This window comes from Nostoc sp. FACHB-892, assembly GCF_014698795.1.
Lineage (GTDB): Bacteria > Cyanobacteriota > Cyanobacteriia > Cyanobacteriales > Nostocaceae > Nostoc.
In genome coordinates this window covers 26560-46188 of the sequence record NZ_JACJTR010000039.1, presented here as the reverse complement: position 1 = coordinate 46188, position 19629 = coordinate 26560, and the positions used below count along the sequence as shown (strand labels likewise).

At 39.3% G+C, this 19629-nt stretch carries 18 protein-coding genes; 10 read left to right on the top strand and 8 right to left on the bottom strand.

Annotation, left to right across the window (positions count from 1 at the left end; all coding sequences use genetic code 11):
* Positions 1-4 precede the first annotated feature (4 nt).
* Genes H6G96_RS31515 through H6G96_RS31475 form a run of 9 tightly spaced genes read left to right on the top strand, consistent with a single transcriptional unit; the run spans position 5 to position 12135 of the window.
* Complete coding sequence (locus H6G96_RS31515; RefSeq protein ID WP_190916967.1) at positions 5-1108, top strand: hypothetical protein; 1104 nt, start codon at positions 5-7, stop codon at positions 1106-1108.
* Positions 1109-1113: 5 nt separating this feature from the next.
* Positions 1114-1908 (top strand): hypothetical protein, encoded by a 795-nt coding sequence (locus H6G96_RS31510; protein WP_190916965.1) that lies wholly within the window; start codon positions 1114-1116, stop codon positions 1906-1908.
* The gene (locus tag H6G96_RS31505) at positions 1905-3437 is read left to right on the top strand and encodes a TrbI/VirB10 family protein (protein WP_190916964.1); all 1533 of its coding nucleotides are present in this window, start codon (positions 1905-1907) and stop codon (positions 3435-3437) included. The genes H6G96_RS31510 and H6G96_RS31505 overlap by 4 nt, the downstream gene beginning before the upstream one ends.
* Entirely contained in the window at positions 3434-4180 is a 747-nt protein-coding gene (locus H6G96_RS31500; RefSeq protein ID WP_190916962.1) for a hypothetical protein, read from the top strand. The genes H6G96_RS31505 and H6G96_RS31500 overlap by 4 nt, the downstream gene beginning before the upstream one ends.
* The gene (locus H6G96_RS31495) at positions 4177-5376 is read left to right on the top strand and encodes a hypothetical protein (RefSeq protein WP_190916960.1); all 1200 of its coding nucleotides are present in this window, start codon (positions 4177-4179) and stop codon (positions 5374-5376) included. The genes H6G96_RS31500 and H6G96_RS31495 overlap by 4 nt, the downstream gene beginning before the upstream one ends.
* A gap of 1 nt (position 5377) precedes the next feature.
* Entirely contained in the window at positions 5378-7153 is a 1776-nt protein-coding gene (locus tag H6G96_RS31490; protein WP_190916958.1) for a type IV secretory system conjugative DNA transfer family protein, read from the top strand.
* A gap of 10 nt (positions 7154-7163) precedes the next feature.
* A complete protein-coding gene (locus H6G96_RS31485) occupies positions 7164-7646 on the top strand; it encodes a relaxase/mobilization nuclease domain-containing protein (protein ID WP_242063465.1) in 483 nt (160 codons plus the stop codon).
* A 47-nt stretch (positions 7647-7693) separates the two neighbouring features.
* The gene (locus tag H6G96_RS31480) at positions 7694-11359 is read left to right on the top strand and encodes a DUF3854 domain-containing protein (protein WP_190916954.1); all 3666 of its coding nucleotides are present in this window, start codon (positions 7694-7696) and stop codon (positions 11357-11359) included.
* Positions 11360-11364: 5 nt separating this feature from the next.
* A complete protein-coding gene (locus H6G96_RS31475; RefSeq protein ID WP_190916952.1) occupies positions 11365-12135 on the top strand; it encodes a hypothetical protein in 771 nt (256 codons plus the stop codon).
* Here H6G96_RS31475 and H6G96_RS31470 read toward each other — a convergent pair.
* Both H6G96_RS31470 and H6G96_RS31465 read right to left on the bottom strand, forming a co-directional pair.
* Positions 12132-12374 carry a hypothetical protein gene (locus H6G96_RS31470; RefSeq protein ID WP_179070171.1) on the bottom strand — a complete coding sequence of 81 codons (243 nt, stop codon included), beginning with the start codon at positions 12372-12374 and terminating at the stop codon, positions 12132-12134. The two genes, H6G96_RS31475 and H6G96_RS31470, sit on opposite strands and share 4 nt — an antisense overlap.
* Positions 12375-12557: 183 nt before the next feature.
* Positions 12558-13322, bottom strand: coding sequence for a sensor histidine kinase (locus H6G96_RS31465; protein WP_190916950.1), 765 nt, complete (start codon positions 13320-13322; stop codon positions 12558-12560).
* Positions 13323-13578: 256 nt separating this feature from the next.
* Here H6G96_RS31465 and H6G96_RS31460 point away from each other — a divergent pair, with 256 nt between their 5' ends.
* On the top strand, positions 13579-14232 hold the full coding sequence (locus H6G96_RS31460; RefSeq protein ID WP_190916948.1) for a response regulator transcription factor: 654 nt from the start codon (positions 13579-13581) through the stop codon (positions 14230-14232).
* Between the two features lie 161 nt (positions 14233-14393).
* Here the strand turns inward: H6G96_RS31460 and H6G96_RS31455 are convergent, their stop codons facing one another.
* The 6 genes from H6G96_RS31455 to H6G96_RS31430 form a co-directional block, all read right to left on the bottom strand.
* On the bottom strand, positions 14394-15002 hold the full coding sequence (locus H6G96_RS31455) for a DUF6753 family protein (protein WP_190916946.1): 609 nt from the start codon (positions 15000-15002) through the stop codon (positions 14394-14396).
* Complete coding sequence (locus H6G96_RS31450; protein WP_190916945.1) at positions 15002-15700, bottom strand: hypothetical protein; 699 nt, start codon at positions 15698-15700, stop codon at positions 15002-15004. The genes H6G96_RS31455 and H6G96_RS31450 overlap by 1 nt, the downstream gene beginning before the upstream one ends.
* Positions 15701-15708: 8 nt before the next feature.
* Entirely contained in the window at positions 15709-16890 is a 1182-nt protein-coding gene (locus H6G96_RS31445) for a hypothetical protein (RefSeq protein WP_199339806.1), read from the bottom strand.
* A 33-nt stretch (positions 16891-16923) separates the two neighbouring features.
* A complete protein-coding gene (locus tag H6G96_RS31440) occupies positions 16924-17250 on the bottom strand; it encodes a hypothetical protein (protein WP_190916943.1) in 327 nt (108 codons plus the stop codon).
* Between the two features lie 100 nt (positions 17251-17350).
* Positions 17351-17920 carry a DUF192 domain-containing protein gene (locus tag H6G96_RS31435; RefSeq protein ID WP_190916941.1) on the bottom strand — a complete coding sequence of 190 codons (570 nt, stop codon included), beginning with the start codon at positions 17918-17920 and terminating at the stop codon, positions 17351-17353.
* Between the two features lie 2 nt (positions 17921-17922).
* Positions 17923-19545 (bottom strand): ATP-binding protein, encoded by a 1623-nt coding sequence (locus H6G96_RS31430; RefSeq protein ID WP_190916939.1) that lies wholly within the window; start codon positions 19543-19545, stop codon positions 17923-17925.
* Positions 19546-19629: the final 84 nt, after the last annotated feature.

Genomic DNA, 19629 nt, shown 5'->3' with positions numbered 1-19629 from the left:
AACTATGTACTATTTACTAGCCAAACTAGATGGTGGCGATTTAGCTGATTTAGCAAAAGAAAATTCAGCTTCAGTAGCGAAAGGATTTGACGAATTGTGGGTTAATACTCTTGATGGAGGCGTATACTGGGCAGTTTGTGACGTTGGTGCTTTATTCGCTATAGCAACACTAACTTTCTTTGTCGTTGAATGGACAAAAAGGATGATGGCGGGGGAAGAACAAAGAGCTTATACTGATTTTGTTTGGCCGTTAATAGTAATTGTTTTACTATCTAATAACGGAAAAGCTTTAGGAAATTCAACATTAGGAATTAGAAACTATATTAATAATGTAAACAATATAGTTCTTAGTAAAGCGGCGGCAGGAACTGATCTTAAGAAAGCATACGAAAGTGCATTAGGCACTGAAGCTGCACGTAGCGCTATCGGACTAGCTGTTAGTAAGTGCAAAAATTCATCCTTAAGTCAACAAGAGCAGATAAACTGTTTAACAAAAGCGAAGGAAGATTTAACGAAGACATATCCCGATAAATTTAATAAAAATAATGGGGTATTTTCTTGGTTTATCGATGCGATTGATGGCGCTATCGATTCTTACAAGGACGTAGGTCAAGGAAAAGCTACAGTTACAGATGTAATTATGTCTCCCATTAATGCCTTTGTTGGGTCGGCGATAACAGACGTAATTACTATCATTCTAGTCGGAATGAATGGGGCTTATCAATGGGGAATTGAACTGACTATGCTCGTAACAGCGCTGCTGGGGCCTATAGCTGTTGGTGGTTCTCTGCTACCTTACGGAGCTAAATCAATCTACAGTTGGTTAGTAGGATATTTCAGTATAGGTTTTGGCAAACTTTGCTTCAATATCATTGTTGGTTTCGCCGGGCAATTAGTCGCTGATTCTAAATCTTATCAGCCAATGTTCTTTCTATTTACAATTGGTATAATTGCGCCATTCTTAGCTACAGGTTTAGCAGCTGGTGGTGGCATTTCTGTTTTAATTCAAATCAATAAAGCTGCTGAAACTTACAGTGGGATTGCCATTGAGGTTGCTAAAGGTGTTGCTACTAAAGGTGGTAGTTTAGTCGGAAAATTAGCTAAATAAAGCCTATGCTGAATCATAAAAAAGCCTCTCCTGCTAATAAAGAGCCATTACAATTACTCAGATACAACAAATATGTGACAACACGAGTTGGAATAATCTCTTTAGTTGGGTTTTCAATGGCTGGGTTTTCTCTATTGTTGCAATTCCTCAATTATGGGGCAATCAGCATACTAAATCAAAAGCAATTAGCCCTGGTACAATTATCATCAGGTGAGACGATTTACGCTAAGGCAGTAGACCCTCAGAAACGCTCTGATGAAGTGATTAGAAAGTTTATTTCTGATACCTTTATTAAGATGTTTAATTGGGATGGGATAGTACAAGTTTTCAATGAAAAAGGTGAGCCGATAACTAAGCAAGATACTGGGGTAGAAGTAGGCAAGATTAATAATAAATCTAATAGCCGAGTCACAAGTAAAGCTTATGATGCTGCCTTTGCGTTGAGTGAGAATGGAGGATTTAGAACCGCATTTTTGAAAAAATTAGCCTCAATTACTCCCACGAGCATCTTCAATGGTGATACGCAAGTATCTTTAATCCCTAGATTTATTTCACAGCCACGGCAACTTAGAGATGGTCAATGGGAAATAGATTTTATTGGGACGCTGGTAACTTTTGAACGTAGTGATAATTCGGGCAAAGGGATTACTTTTAATAAAACCATTACACTTTCATCAATTTCTAATCCAGAGTATATCCCAGCTAATACTAGTGAACTGTCTAAGAAAATTTATTCGGCAAGGAAGGCCGGATTAGAAATTACCGAAATTGTCGATTTAGATTTGGGCAAAAGAAAATGAGTAAAGAGAATAATAAAAATGGGTCTGTATCGACTTTAGAGGATTTGCTTAAAATAGATGATGTTAATAAAACTAATGGTAATAAAGCACCAGAACCGGAAAGTTTATTAGTACCGACTAAGCACACAATTGTCACTTCTCCTTGGTCAAGACTAGCAATAATTGCTGTCCCTTTTGGAGTTGGATTTTTAGCGATATTTTTGATGCTCAATGGTGTTTTCAATCCTGCACCAGCACCAAAGATTGGTCTGAAAACGCAGGAAATACCGACCACTGAACAAGCGGGGCAAAGTGATGATGGAGACGGTGATGCGCGTGCAAAACTCGCTCTGTCGGATCAAGAAGATGAGTTAGGTCGCATTAACAAAAATAAAAAAGACCAACTAGCGCCAGTACCAGTTTCAGTAGACCAAAAGGTTGTGCCATCTAACCCACCATCTCCACAACCTGCGCCACGTCCGGTTCAAAATACACAACCACGTCGCGTAACTCAGACTGCACCACAACAGATTAGAACCTACACTCAGCCACCAACACGCACGAGTTTTTCTCCAAGACCCTCTATAGCAGCACGGACATTCACGCCCCAAGATCCCCTTGAGCAAATCAACAAACTTCGTACCATCGGTTCTTATGGCAAAATTGCATACACCGAAACTAGCACCACCCCTTCATTAGACCCGGCACAAAATCAACCAAGTGTATCTGATGAGCAAACTGATTTTCAGAATGTAGAGAATGATACTCCTCTCCTTTCCAGACTGCAAAACTCAGCCGACTCAATCGAAAAAATCCGCCCCAGGTGGCAAGCCCAAACTCAAGCTAAGTCGGGTAAATATCTAGTCCAAGAAAGACAAATACTTGACGGGAAGCAAACTCGTTACTTGAGAGTAGGTGAATTTGCGAACGGGATTTTGATAACCCCAGTAATAGGACAACAGCAACAAGCACCTATAAGTCAGCAAAGACAAATTCCATCTAATAAACGATTCGTCGCTAAACTGACTCAAGATTTGCATGACAATGAAGGTGAAGTAGCGATCGCTGCTGATAGTTTATTAGCGGTAGAGTTAGTTTCAGTAGATGGCGGCTATGCAAATATTCAAGTCACGAGCATCATTAAAGACAACAATGAATATCCAATTGCAGAAGGAGCAATTTCAGTATTAGGAGATGGGTCTAAACCTTTGATTGCAAAGAAATACCAAAACAAAGGGGGGGAGGTGTCCAACGATATAATGTTGGGTCTGTTTAGCGGCTTAGGTAAAATTGGTGGGGTCTTGAACCAATCAGATACCACCAGTATCATCAATTCTTCTAGCAATAGCTACAACACCTCAAGTAGTTCATCATCTAGACGTGATATAGGGGGGGCATTCTTAGAGGGTGCATTTGGGAAACTGAGTGACATTCAGGGTCAGCGTACCGAGACTGCCAATCCAGAAATTGCTGCTCGAACCAATATTTTGTATATACCCAAAGATACTAAAATCACGATTTTAGTGAATCGCACTCTGGAGTTGCCATGAAAAAGTTTTTGATTGGTATACCATTGGCGATTGCAGTTGTTTGTGTACCACTATCCACAATTGCCGCACCAGTCGTTCGCACCATCAAACAAACTCAAGCTAGTGGTCAAGGTGCAATTTTACAAACTATCAACGTTTGGAATGGTCACGGTGTAGTAATTTCTTTCTATGAAATTGGCGAAACTATCAAAAAAGTCTGGTTAGACGACCCATCGCAAATTCTGCTTGACACAGATGGGTGCTTAGAGGGACTGGGTGAGAATTGCTCCAAAGGAGGTGCTGGGCTGATTCATCTGCGGCGAATCAAGAAAGTAAACATTCCCGGAATACCGCAAACATCGGCAACTCTACTAACAGTAGTTACGCAGTCATCCTCTGGTGAACGCAAGACTTACAGTTTTCGACTAGCAACAAGTAATGGCACTCCTAAATATAGTCAGGTAACGATCCAGAATGATGTCGCACGAGAACAAACAGCCCTGAAACCTCAATTGCAATCATTAGTTAAAACACAGCAAACAATTAACCAAATTCGAGGCGGTATTGTTGTCGCTATAAAAAGTGGATGGATGAATCAGCAAGATAAACTACATCAAAGATTGCAAAAGTTAATTGGTTATTTACAAGCAGGTGATGATATTTCTACTGCTGCTAATAAGTCTTCCATTTCTCAAGAATTAGTTAACAAATTAATTGCTTTGAATAATAATTCTGATAACTTAAGACAAGGTAATAGTTTATGAAATCATCTTTTCGCCTCAATGATAACGCCTTACGTTACTTAATCTTTTTTAGTTTATTAGGTAGCCTATTGATTCATAGTTTCATAAGATATGGGCTATTGAACTCTTTTGTAGGCTTTTTGCTGCCCAAAGCTTCAGCACAAGTACCCGTTGTCAATTTCCCTAATGGGTTTACTCCTGATTGGTCGCGCTTGCGTTTTAGCGACATGATTATTTCTGAAAGTAACAGTGTTACCTACCCAGGCACAAGAGGTACAGAAAGCAGAACTTGGACGGCAGGACAAAGCATTAGCGAGTTTATGGAACTGGGAGATTTTGAAACACCTCAATTAGCAATAGAAAATTTAAATCTCTCAACCATAGCTTCAGTGCAAGGAATCAATTTAAGTGGGTTAACATTAGATGATTTTCAATTAACTCAATGGCAAACTTTACCATCTTTAACCAAAGCGATCCCTGGTTTAGGTAATAGAAATGTCAGAAGTGTTAAACCTGTCAGCGATTTCTTGAGAAGATTTGGAATTACTGGGGGCACAATAGGTAACGCCAGCCGAAATTCTCGTTTACGTGACGTTCCATTAGGAAGAGTAATAAATTTAAAAAATTACTCACTAACATCTATTTCCGACATTCAAAACACATCTATTAATAGATTTGAGAATTGGCAAGACTCCAAAATTAATGGAGTACCTGGATTGTCCACTCTCACCTGGGATAACCTACCAGGACTGCGAACACTTGACCTTTCATTTGTTGCCAAAGTTGATCTGCCATTGGGAGATATTGAGGCTAACCGTACCCGTTCCATATCTGGTAGCTATCAAGATGGCTTTAATGTTCCCTGTCTACAAAATAATTGCGCTCATACGGAAATGTCAGGCATTGGTGAGACTACTGGAACACAGTGGATATCGGGGAAATTCCAAAAGGTTAATGGTGGATTTGGTATTTTAAAAGCTCTTAATGATGGTAAAGAGCCTACTGGTCGAAACCCCTTTGGCTCCAGCTTTAAGCAAGTTGTTTGGAATATTTATGAAGCCAGTGGAAAGGTGGAGACTACTATGTTCTTCCGTATTTGTAAAACTATCCCTTTCATTGGTCGCACTTGCAGTCCATACTTCATTGGCCCTGTGCCTTTTATTGAGTACCAGGAGAAAGACCCTATCGTTCTTGGTCAACCTAATTCTCTACCTTAAAATGAGCAAATCTTTCAAAGTAAATAGCGCTAATCCTCAAGGATTTCGATTTGAGCAATTACAAAATCCTTCAGACGCAATTGGCAAGTACACTTACTCTCTTTTCACCCCCAATGGACTAACAGTTTTGTCCTTGCTTGGTGCTTATATTTTGATGAGGGTATTTTTTGGCGACTCTAACAAAAAGAAAATCGCTACCAGTTATTGGGGTGGTGGTAAAGAAACTGCTACTGCTCAGAAAAAAGCCATCTTGCAAATTGCCAATCCCCAATGTGATAGTGCTGCACTTTACATTGGTAAGCATCAAGGAAAAGGTGATGGCACTACTTTTTATATTCCTGATGTGCAACGGGGTACGGCAGTCATCGGCGCTCCCGGTAGTGGTAAAACATTCAGCGCCATTAACCCGATGATTTACTCGGCAATTGATCAAGAATTTCCATGTATAGTTTATGACTTTAAATATCCTTCTCAAGCGAAAGTTGCTGCATACGCCAAATACAAGGGCTATGATGTTCACATCTTTGCACCTGGATTTCCTGAATCTGAAGTTTGCAATCCTTTAGATTTTCTCCGGGATAGTAGTGATGCCGAATCCTCCCGACAAATTTCCACTGTTATCAATAAGAATTTCCGACTTCTGGGCAATTCAACTGAAGATGGGTTCTTTGGCCCGTCGGGTGATCAGTTGACTCAGGCAATTCTGATGTTAGCTAAAGAGTTCGGTCAATTCGCAGATGTTATGACTTGCGCCGCGATACTTTCTAGCGAACAAATGGTCAAACGCCTGATGGCTGCTTCTCTCAATCCTTGGGTAAAAATTGCCTTTGGGCAACTGTTCAGTTCCGCAGCTAGTGAAAAAACCGTTGCCGGGATTGTTGCAACTGCCAGCATCATGTTCACTCGCTTTATGGCCAAAAACACCTTGGGCTGTTTCATTGGAAAGACGACTTTGCCTTTAGAAATTAAAGGTAAGCAAATGATTATCTTTGGGTTAGATAGAGAGCGCCGAGATGCAGTAGGGCCTCTCATGACCAGCATTTTACACATGACCATCGCCCGAAATATTGCCAAAAAACGGAAAGATCCACTGATCGTTGCACTGGATGAATTACCCTCGATTTACTTACCTGATTTATATAGGTGGCTCAACGAATCTCGCTCTGAGGGCTTCTGCGGTCTTATCGGCTTCCAAAATATGGGGCAGCTTGAGAAGAACTACGGTAAGGATATTGCTAAAGCTATCCTTGGCGCTTGCAGCACTAAATTCATCTTTAATCCTGGTGAGAACGAGTCGGCGCAATTGTTTTCCAGCTTCTTAGGTGATGAAGAGATTAAGTACAAGCAAAAAAGCCGTTCTACTGGGGGTAAAAATAATAGCACGAGCATCAGCGACCAAGAGAAAACTAGAAAGCTTTTTGAATCGGCTCAATTTCTCAAACTAATTGCTGGCAAATGTGTTTTTATTAATCCGGCTTATGCCAATAAAAAGGAGGGGTCTGTTCCTTTACTCAAAACTATCAAAATTAATGAGTTGCTCAAAAATATTGATAAATACAATCAACTTAAATGGGCAAGGATTGTCAGTTTGTTAGCTAGAAAGAGTACACAGAAATTTCCCTCTGGGCAAGATTTAGCTTTGCGAGTTAAGCAAGTTGATTTGCGCTTTCCCATTCCCCAAAATCCTCAAGCTGTTTCTAATAATTCCGGTCTGACATCAAAAGACGTTGGCAGTATGGTTAATCAAGACCAAGTTCCTCCTGATATCGGGTTTTAATATTATGAAAATGACTATTGAAGAATTGAAGATTGATAATTTTGACTTAATCAAAACTTTATCTCAGCAGTATATTCTCGCTAATGGTAGCTTCATTGACATTAATATTCCTCCAACTCAAATCATTGACAATTTTAATACCTTGTCTGGAACTAGACCAAGACTTAAGAGTTTGGGAATATATATTATTATCAGTTTGAAAAATATTTATATCAAACTAAATCAACAATTATGTATTCAAATTGTTAATCAATATATTCACGGTATTGGCTGGCATGATTTGCAGTACATTTGTTTTTTCGATATTAATCCAAGTAATGTTTACATTCATATTGTTTTTAATCGGGTTACTCCAGAAGGTAAGCTCATTGATATCAAATACTTGGGGGCTAACTGGCAACAATATGAGGTTTTACGTCAATCTTGTTCTCGGATCTTAGAAAACCCTGCTAATAATAAATACTTGCAGATCCGCTGCAACTGTTGTTCTTAAACAAGAGTACAGCACAAGGCACAGTGTATAAATAACTAATAAAAAATATGTTTGATGAACGACATTTGCAACTCACTTCTGCTTACGCTAGAGCTAGTCAGCATTTTATTAGAGCTTTTATTTATCCTTTAGGAGAGTTTATTTATAAATCAATCGAATCAGCTATTGATTTAAAATGTCGAATTGAAATAGGAGAAGAAACTTATTTCCTTACTCCTGATGAGGATGGTGGTTGGAAATGGTCTAAAAATAACTTTGAAGGTGTAACAGATGAGGAAATAGAACAAGTAGAAGAGATGATGGCATATTTATTGCCTAAACTTCTCCCCGGTAGTAATGATATAACACTGTCAAATTTTCCTCCTGAACCTGATTTACCTCCAGTTTTACCCAACCCCAATTCCCCCTTAATTCTTCCGCCTTCTGCCACATCTGTTGAGTTTTTAACTATACCATTCGATTCTCAAAATCCCCAGGAATATCTACCTATCCAAGACCAAGAAAATCTAGATTTAAATGCTTCCATCCAGAGAAATGTTTTTTTAACAGGTGAAGATGAACTTAAAGATACATCATCACAATCAAATGAAGGGAGTGTTGATAATTCTCCTGAGTTTGTAGATGAGGATTTGATTGACCAAACCAGCGCCAACAATGAAGTTGATAACCAGAGTCACCCTCTAAGAGTCATTAATTCTTATGACATTGCAGATGAGAATTTAACAACAAAGATTGTCATCGACCACACAATTCCTATAACTAGTGAAAAACTTGAGCCACAAAATAATCAACATATCCCTCATCACCCAGAACATATTGATCCGCAACATTGGCACGAGCTAGTAGTAGGCAGCGCGATCGCACCAGAAATTGCACATCTCAACTTCTCTAGTCTTCATTTTAGCTATGTCGGTGGCGAACATGAAGCTTGGGAACGGCTGATGATCAGCGACAAACTCTCACGTACAAATACAGGTAGCCTCTCTACTAGGCTTTTAGAACTCTATTCCCACCTAGATGCAGGTGGCTGGTGGTGTAATTCAGGAGTAGATCCGCGCACATTTGCTAATCTTACCCCTGGTGAGCAACCTCAAATTAAAGAATGGGGATGCTATAAGCCAAACCGCCCCAGACCCAAAACCGTAAAAAAAGATGGCTTCACTGTTGCGGTTGAAGGCAAGTTCATCAAATATGAGCATCCACCATCAGTTGATTTGAGTATTTTCTTGCTAGATGTCCCAAGCGTGATTGCCCAAAATATTTACTCAAAAGCTGGAGTAAACCCCACCGACAGCGATCGCTTGAGTGGTTTTTGGTATTGTGTGTGCAAACACAATATTCCACTCGTCATTACAGAGGGCGCGAAGAAAGCGGCTAGTCTGTTAAGCCAAGGTCACGCAGCCATCGGACTACCAGGAATTTCCGCCGGATACCGTTCACCTAAAAATGAATGGGGTCAGAAAATTGATGATTCTTATCTAGCTGATGAGTTGACTGTTTTCGCTACTAAGGGTAGAGAAATCAAAATCTGCTTTGATTATGAAACTAAGCCTGAAACTAAACTCAATATCCAAAGAGATATTTGGAAAACAGGAAGCTTATTACAAGAATTTGGTGCTGTCGTTAAAGTAGTAACGCTGCCAGGGCCGGATAAGGGTGTAGATGATTTTATAGTGGCACAGGGAGGAGAAAGTTTTGAAAAGTTATCTGCTGGGGCTATAGCTCTAGAGTCATGGCATCAAAATCAACTTGATAGTTTACGTTTTACTATCAAGCTCAAAGATGGCACAGTCAAAACAATTGATCAACAAAAAGGAGACTCTACTGTGACAGATGCTTCCGAATTAGAACCAAACATTGGTGTATTTAAAAAAAGTCGTGCTAAATCACCTATTGACCTTGGTTCACAAATTATAGATATAAAAGTGATTGATTCAGACATTATTCATATAGATGTTGCCCCTGAGCCAGCCCAGCCAACTGAAACTGCTGTAACCAGTTCTTCTTGGGCTAAAAAAGAAAATGTTACACTTTATGAGCCTAATTTTTTTAGAAAGCGCCTAGAAGCTAGTGAGAATAAACAAATAGCTTTTGCTGCTTATACTTTGTTAAAAAAATATGGTGTTGAGGCTAAAGATGAACAACAGCAGACCAGTGGCAAAATCTACCATGCTGATGCTTTTGTAATCAAGAATCATGGTGCTGATAAATACAGCATCTATCGTCGTCATGATGATGTAGAGTTAATGACTTTTCAAGCTGATAAATGGGGACACGTAGGCAATATTAAACTTTCTTACACAGAAATAAAGGATGAGCAAAAAATTTGGAGAGAAAAACAAATTAACATCCTGCCTATTGAAAGACAAGAGTTTTTGTTGATCGCAGATTACCTTAAAGCCGGGAAACAACTACCTTCCGTCGATGAAGACCCGCGCAAAATTGCATCTACTCTTTCCTCGCTCTCCCCTAAAGGTACACATAACATTTTAGAAAGTTTCAAAGAAAAAGAGGTATTAAAAATCCTGACCCAAACTATTACTAATTTTGGGCAAGACGATTTAAGCTTGGGCAATTACCGGATTCTTTTTCGGCAAACCACTGACAATATATCTACTCTGCAATTACTCAAAACTGAACACAATGGTACAAATCGGGAAGCTGTTCGCTTTCAGTTTGAGAAAACTGAAACTGGGATGACTCATCAAGTCCAAGCGATGGCTATCACTGAAGCTGATTTGGAGAAATTAAGACTGTTGGCTCAAAAACTGCATATTAATTACAAAGCATTATTTGGCAACCCGACAGACACCCGTGACATCGACTTGCCCGTTCATCCCGAAATTACCCGTAATTTAGACGAGGAGCAGTCACACCAATCTACTCAACCTACACCCAACGCACCAGATCGCAAGACACAATCACACCCACAAGAAGCAAGCTTTAATTCTCCAAAACAACAGAACGCTGTATCACACTCAACTACACCAACACCTAACAGCACAACACCATCACAACCAAATTTTTCTTCTAACTTAGATAAAGTTTTGCTACCACTACATCCAGTTTTGAAACAGTATTGGGAGCAGTTAGAAAAAGATGGTTCAAGTCATGAGACTGTAGCGCAAGGACATTTAGAATTTCAATCTAAAATTCAGCAAACTGGAAAGTTAACTGTTGGTGAACAGCGTGAACTTTACCAGCAAATTCAAAATCTTGCTTGGAGTGAAATCAATCACTTTGGGCGTACTGATATTGTGCTTCCACCATTAGCTCACATTGTTAATGATTTGCGAGAGCAGGTTCTTACAGAAGCACAGCCACAGTTTTCTTCTGACCCGAAACGTGATACACCCGTGCCTCTTCACCCTGGTATTGCCTCTCATTGGCACGGTTTAGAAACTAATAAAACTTGGTCTAGTGTTGCCAATCAGTACAACAACCCTTTGCGGGAAAAACTTTCAAAAACTGGCAAGCTGACTATTGGGGAGCAACGTGAACTTTACCAGAAAATTCTCCTTCAAAGTCAATTCGAGCAGCAGAACATTGGGCAAACGAATATCTCACTTCCTCCTTTGAGTGATGTGATTCAGGATTTGCTCAAGACTCGTAGCCAGGTTATTAACAATACTTATACGCCCAAGGTTGAAGTACATTCCCAAAAATCTCACCCGCAGCAACCTACTACTAATTCACAGGAATTAGAATTGTAATATCTATGCAATCTAGCTCAGTTGCCCAAACCATCACTATCATCAACCGCAACAGTGGCTTTTCTGACAACCAAATGGCCTACAGACTAGCGCTGATGATGGAGAAACACCCACCTTCACCGTCAATAACCCCCGCACTAGACACTACAGAGCGCGAAAACATTATTGGTGAGGTGAGAAATACTTTATCTGTGTCCCAAAATACTCAAAGTACTGAAGATTACAGGCAATCCCTTAAGGAAAAATACTACCAAGAGTACGCCCAAAAATTTGGTTTAAATAAATCCGAGGAAACACCTGATATAGATAACTCAACAAGAGTTGAAGATTTGATCAATGAAAAGAAAAAGACATTCTTGCAGCAGATATTAGAAACTAAAGGGCGCAAACTGCCTTTTGTTGACAGCCAACAGTCAAAATCGGTTGAGAGTGAAAATGATGAGGTTGCTAAAAAATCTCTGATTCCGGCACTGATGAATATTGTCGTTATAAAGGGACAAGATACTATTGGCGGTCGGGTCTATGAAGGTATGGCTTATCAATTAAATTTGTTGATGAGAGAAGGTATGCAGCGTCTGACTGTTTGGCGCAAAAGTGATAATCAATCGGCTTTTAGTGCTTATAAAGTAGAAGAAGAGGAAGAATACAAGGTAATACACAATCACCTTTCACCACAAGAAACACAAAAGCTGATCAACTTTGATATAAGAGTGCAACAGCAACAGCCACAGCAACAACAAAACGAGCGTTCTCCCGACGGCCCAGAGTTAGACTAACTAAAATACCCGACAAACAACCCAAGAATGTACGCACTTACTAAGACATATCGCTTAGTCACCCGCTCGAATTGTGACCAAGGTGAGATGATTACAGCTAATACTATGTAAAACAATGCTTGTAGAAAATCGTTGTGCCCCAGTTTAATGATTGCCGCTATCATCAAAGCCACAAAAATTAGAAATTCCACCCCTGTTTCAATCCTGTCCCAAAGTTTCACATCATATAGGTAACGCATCTTGTAACCTCTGCGACAAATAATTCGTAATTCGTAATTCGTAATTCGTAATTACGAACAAAATTAATAATTAGTTCATTCGGGAATAAGCCCCAATATCAGTTATGGAAGACAAAGAAATGCTCCCGCTCTATATTCTAAGCCCCTGAATTTATTCATGGGGTATTAATTACGAATTACGAATTAGCAATTACGAATTGGAGCAGAGCGACTTGATTTGGGCAACATCCTACCATCAACCCCATAGATCCCGTCATCTTTGTAAGGAAATATAATGGTGAATTTGGTTCCTTGTTTAGCTACTGAGTTTACGCTTATCCTCAAACCATGAGCATGAGCCACACATAAGGCGATGTACAGTCCTAATCCCATCCCTGATTGATGTAATAAATTGCTATTTGGCGCTCGCCATAATGGGATAAATATATTTGATAGTTGTTCTGCGGCAATTCCACAGCCAGTATCTTCAATTTCGATGGCTAAATCATCTTCTTGATTGAGCAGCCTTAAAAAGATATCTCCGGCAAGAGTGTACTTAATAGCATTTGTCACAAGATTACACAGCATTCTGTCAATACTTATGCTGTCACCCCGTACTTGCGTTCCATGCTTGTACGATGATTGAGTTTCATAATGGAGATTCAAGGAATGATACTGCGCTATTGGCTTGAATAGAGAATAAGTTGTTTGTAAAAAACTCAACATATCAAACTGAGCTACTGTTACTGGTTTAGCTTCTTGAGAGACTCTGTTAGCTTCAACCAAGCTCATACCCCGGTCATTAGTATCTCGTAGGGCTATCAGAAATGGTCTGATTTCTTCTAAAGAATATCCATAAGCGCCATCAATTAACTGATTTACAATCAACGATGCCCCTTTAAAAGAATTTGACACATCATGGAGTAAGGCTGATAAATCCAACTGTTTGCTTAAAACTTCCTGTTGCATAACTATGTTTCCAACGACAGATGGTTATTTTGGCTACTTTTATGAATAAATACTAATTATGTCTATAAGATTTGAGAATGTTTTTATTTTAGTTCTAAAAAAAAATATTCAATCAAGCTTTAGTAGTAAACTTTCTTCCATTTATCTGGAAAGAGTTCTTCTTACTTATATTTTATATTACATCCACAAAAAGTAAAAGGCTTAACACCAACAACTATGTTATAAATATTAAGTCATCTTATAATCGAAGTGATCTATGATTCGATTAACGCTCATTGAGGATGAAGAACTCATTAGGTTGGGGATCACTACTGCTATCAATCAACAACCAGATATGGAAATGGTCGGCGTTGCTCGTACTGGTATTGAAGGAATTAATTTAGTTAAGGAATTAAATCCCGATGTGATTTTGGTGGATATTGGTTTACCCGACATATCGGGGCTAGAAGTGATCAAAGAGGTCAAAGTCAATAGCAAGACTAAAATTGTTGTTCTTTCTTCCCATTCTTCTCAAGGCACTGTTCAATCAGCTTTAAATGTCGGCGCTGATTCTTACATTCTCAAAAAGAATAATGTTCCTCTGATTTTAGAAGCAATTAAAACCACATTCTACGATAACAAGTCTTTTTTTGACCCTGATATTAGCCGACATAATTTTTTCTTTCAGCAGAAAATTAAGGGGAAGAGTTACCAAGATCATCTTAGTGCCACTGAAATGCAAATTATCTCTTTGATGGCAGATGGTTCTTCTAATAAGCTGATTGCCGAGCGGTTATTTATTACTGAAAGTACCGTTAAAGGCCATATTAACAAGATTTTTGCGAAGTTAGATGTCAAGGATCGCGTCAATGCTCTGATTGAAGCTAGTAAACTTGGGTACATCGAACAAGATTACCTGAAAGTAGGTTAGCTACTTATACCAATTCGCAATACAACTCTTGGAGAGGCTGCGCCCTAAGCGTAGCTATGCCGTAGGCTTTACGGCTACGCTCAGTACAAGGAGAGCTTTTTCGCCCATTCGCAATTAAGAAACTTAGATGCAGCAAGACTTTCTGGTTTACATCTGTTGCCTCATTTTGGAGAATTGGTATTACTCACTTGAATTAAACAATAGCCCTGGGTTTTACTCTGCTGTGTTTGACAGGCTTCAATTGCTGCTTGATTCTTCAAGATTATTTGATACATTTGCTTACCCTCTTGGGATTTTGCCCATTGGAGAATCTTTATCTCGTTACGTGAGACTACTACTGACTGATTCGTTCCTATATTTTGCACTAGATTCCATGTAGTCAGCGAACCCAGCAAGGTACTGCCAGCCGCTACTAATCCACACACAAGAGATACTGTCCCCAATCCCCAGCCTGCCTGCACTTTCATGCCTGTGCCGGTGGGCTTGCTTTTTTTGATCTCATCACGCACGGCACTAGAGACAACTGTATAATGCATTGACTCGGCTTGTTTGCTTGTCTTCTCCAGTTTTTGGTCTATCAGTGCCGCCCACGCTTCTATCATTGCCTCCATTCTTGCCTGGAGGTCTATGATCGTTTCCTCATATCTGCCCAGTGTCGCCATCATCCTAAAAACTGGATCGTCTGGTGTAATTCCTAGTTGATATGCCCCTTCAACTATGCGTTTTTGTTCTGATGGGGAATAGCCTTGTAATGTGTCTTGTAGTGTCATCAATCAAGCCCTAGATATTTAATAGCCAAATGGTTATTCATCACTGAATGACGAAACTTTTTAATCCACTGAAAAATGAAGCTTCTCCAAAATAAAATTATTGAGAGATCCTGGCAAACTTGTGAATATGGTTTATTAGCCTTTTCCATCGCTTGATAATGATTCCGATGTAGAGCCATTAATTCTACTTCTGCCCCTCCTATGATTAACAGCTTTTTCCGTATCTTCTCCTCATATTCTCTAAATTCTGGCGCAAAATGGTAATTTTTCACTACCACGTAGTTGGCGTTATTAGTCGCGTTCTGGATGATTGCATTTAAGTAATATATACAGTCTTCCCTGTGAGAAATAGGTTGAAGAAATGTTAAATTCCAACCAAATTTTACTAGAACCTCAAATAAGCTAGCACTCTCGATATATTGAATTACTTTTTCAATATCTTGTCCGGGCATATCAACAATCATCACATCTAACTCAGGATGATTTAAGTCATCTGTTATTGCATCAGCATCGTCATTTGATAAATCAAACTTCTTAATGGTTGCTAGATGTTCATAAGCCTGAAATACAGGGAATGATTCTTGGTTATAAACCTTTATCCGTTTTCCTTGTTGGGCGAACATTTCTAGCAATAGCTTAATAACTGTAGACTTACCCACCCGCGCATCTCCTACAGTTATAATCATTCTCTTTGACATCTTTATTCCTATTCAGATAAAATCTTCTCTATGCCAAATAAATCTTTTTTTGGCTTTATTTGCCCTTTAAAATTGTTCAGCCAGCTTAAGACTCTACCAAATACAGACGGATATTCATCTTGTTCAAGTCCTTGTCTAAATGTCAAATTTTTCACATCTAAATAATCGTAGGATTTTTTCGCTAGTTTTGGCATATTAATACTTGTGAAATCATGCCCTGTTGCTTTTACTTGCTGTTCAATTGCTTTTATTTCTTTTGAATTATCATAAAAAGCAAATTGTTCCGCCTCTCCGTAAAACGAATTTTTTACTATTACATAATCAACCCGATCACCGCAGAAACTATATAGTTCTAGTAGTTGAGTTATACAATCAATTATTGTGCTAATAACTACTACTATCGTCACCCGCATTTTACATTTATTATTTACTACATCTAAAAACCCCATCTCGGTTATTAAAATTTTTAAAGTTGGCAGAAATTGTGATGGCGTTTCTAGTAGTATCAAAGATTTTTCCTCTTGATTTTTCCCAGATTCTTTTGATTTGGGATACACTAATTCTTTTAAATTATCTACAAATTCGTCTAATTTATCTGAGTTAGATATATCTAAACGATGAATGTTTGCAGCTTTTTCATAAAATCTGATCAAGTGTGGATTAGAATTATCCGCGTCTAACCCGACAAATTTTACTGCGTTATCTATGTAAGTTTGCGCTAAACCTCTAGCAAACGTTGACTTACCAACACCTCCTTTATCTCCTGTCACCATTACTAATCTTCTTAGTTGTTCTGGATTATTTTTATTGTTGTTATTCTTATTATTATTTTCGGATACTGGATTATTAGACTGTGTATTACTAGTGTTTTCTTTTATCGCATTGTTAAGTGCTATATTGTCGGGTGCTAGGCTGTCTAACTCTGTATTACCAATGTTTTCTTCTGTCACCTTGTTGGGTGGTACATTGTCGGGTGCTGTGCTATCGGGATCTGTATTACTAGTGTTTTCTTCTGTCACATTCTTGGGTGCTATATTATCGGGCACTGGGCTGTCGGGATCTATATTACTAGTGTCTTTTTCTATCGCATTGTTGGGTGCTATATTGTTAAACTGTGTATTACTAAAGGGTTGATCTGCCAGATTGTTGCTAGTATTTCGGTTATTATCGTTGGCTATCTTAATAGTCATTATTCTTCTTCCTTTTGATATTGACTAATTTTTTTACAAGTACTGTCTTTGAAATATTGGTCGAATTTTAATTCGTACCCAATGCAGAAATTTATTAATCAAGTCCGCTTTGACAATCGTCTTCAAGCTATTGATGGCTGTAAAATTTAAAGTTTTTATTTTTACTACCTCTTCTTCAATAACCACATAACGTTCTTGACTGTGAATATTCATCAGTATTACCTTCTCGTTATTTAATTCTGCTGCAACAATGTTGAACACATCTTCAGTAAATATCTCTAGCCCTAATGGGGTAGAGATTACCCGCACTGTGCTACCCAAAGGGTGATCGAATTCCCAATATGTCCATACTCTTCCCATAAATAGATTGCCATATTTGATTCAACGCATGAAGCTATTTAGGTACTGTTTTTTTCAGTACTATGGTTTCTTGATTTTTAAAAAATACGTTATACAATTACTAGCGATTATTTTTGGTTCTCAAAGAATTACCGCTATCAACACCGATATTATTCTTAGGCAAAACTGATAACGGTTGGATGTTAAGCCGATCGCCAACCTTGATATTGGCAGCGCCTGTTGCTAGCTCTAGCACTTGATTGGCAACTTTCCCCTTGTAGATGGGACAAGGGGTTTTGTGACACGGTTGGGCATTGTAAACCGCAGTTGTCACCACATTGCCCTTAAGATAAAAGATGTCTAATGGAAAATTTACCTTGTACATCCAAAAAGGCACATTATAAATTTCTCTTCCCAGGTTGAATAACATTCCGCGCGAGCCGTTTAAGGATGCTTGAAATTTCAGCCCTTTCTCTAATTGCTCTGGTGTAGAGGCGACTGAGAGCTTAAATGTGCGCTTACCGTGAGTGAGAATGTGCGTAACTGGTAAATCCTGGGGACGAGTTTGGACGTAACCAATCGCCACAGTGCCAATGATAATTGATACTCCAGCAACAGGGCCTAGTATGTTCAGTAACTTGAAAGCAGCAGCGTATAAATCTTTCTCGTTAGGAATTTTAAGAATTTGCATAATTATCCAAAAATATCAACATTGCCGAGACTATATATAGATGAATCAATCGGGCTAGATGGAAGTCCATGTAAAGCCGCAATGTTACGCATACTTTCAACTCGGTCAGCTTCGCGAATGGCCAGAGGATTCATACTCTGCCTTGCTGCCAACAATGCCGATAATGTAATCTCAAGTGATGGCAGTTCGCCAGCTGGTGCAACATCATCACCAAACATTTCACAGAAACTAAAGACGGCGGCGCGTTCTACAATGGCTTGAATCTCCGCCCCCACACATCGCTGTGTAGCTTTGAGTAACCTTTTCCATTCTTCTTCGCTGTAGCCATCGCCCCCATTACGGAAACGAGGATCAAAACGGGCTAAGTGAATCTTGAATATTTCGTGCCGTTCTCCATAGTTGGGTAAATCCACCTTAAAAATCTCGTCAAAGCGTCCGCTTCTGGTTAGCTCTGGTGGTAGCCATTGAATATTGTTAGCCGAAGCGATAATTAAAACCTCACTAGTACGTTCTTGCATCCAGGTCAAAAGCATACCAGCTAGGCGTTTGGATAAATCATCATCCCCAGCAAATCCTTTGTCGAAGTCGTCCAAATACAGGATTACACGGTTAATTCGGTCTACGAGTGCGAGTAAATTCTTGAGCTTATATTCAGCCAAATTACCGTAACTGCGGAAACTCCCCCACTCCAAAATAATCAGAGGTAGCCCCAATTGTGCAGAACTTGCTTTAGCCGAGTAAGATTTTCCTGTTCCCGGTGGGCCGATTAGTAAAATCCCCTTGGGTAAGCGCAGATTATACGCTTTCGCCAGTGTTGTTAATAACCGCTTATAAGTTTTAAATGCCGACTGCATCAGTTCCAGTCCCCCGATAGGAGTGCTAGGCGGTTGGAGAAACTGAATATTATAAATTCGCTTAAACAGTTCGATTTTGTAAGCGGACAGTTTTTCTACTAACTCATCCGGTTTAATTCCATGATTTGCAATCCCCTGCCTAATTCCATAGTCAATGTCTGCCAAGTACATGCCTAAGCCGACGATCGCTGTCGCATGAATATCGCTGCGGCTGTAATCAGGTAATACTTGAGCTAAGTAACTGCTTATTTCCTCTATAGCTGGCAGTTGTTGAATGACTGTCGGAACTTCGGGGGCAATGTCAGATGACACAGTGGCGTTTGACCCTAAGAGAATCGCTGTCTTGTTAGCATTGCAATTGTACAGCTTCAGGTTAATGAGGGCTGACTTAATCCACTCGGAAGTCAAAAAGAAATCGGGGTCAGTGGTAGCTTCGCCCAGCCAAGGGAATATGCCCTCCAGTATGAGAATGCCCTGTAAATCAGTGGTTTTCCAAAACCGCAGAATTTCAAAGTAATGTTCGCGTCGATTCTTGGCGATCGCTTGATACTGGTCAACTCTTTGTAAACTTAATCCCTCCTCATTAGTAGATAACTGGTGTAGCGCATCATCCTCCAGCGTCCACAGGTAACAGTTAATATTGTATTGCTGGCATTCACTGGCGAGATTTGTCAAAAGTTTGACCCTCTCTTGCAATGGAGACTCGACAGCAATCAGCTTATTGTTAAGCTTAATTAATCCAAATATTTGTTTAATTAACTCATTATTCATTAGGGCTTTAGTTAAATTTCACCCCAATATTATTGATAGCTAAAACTCTTTACTAGCTACTTTAGTACTGAAAAAATCGGTACT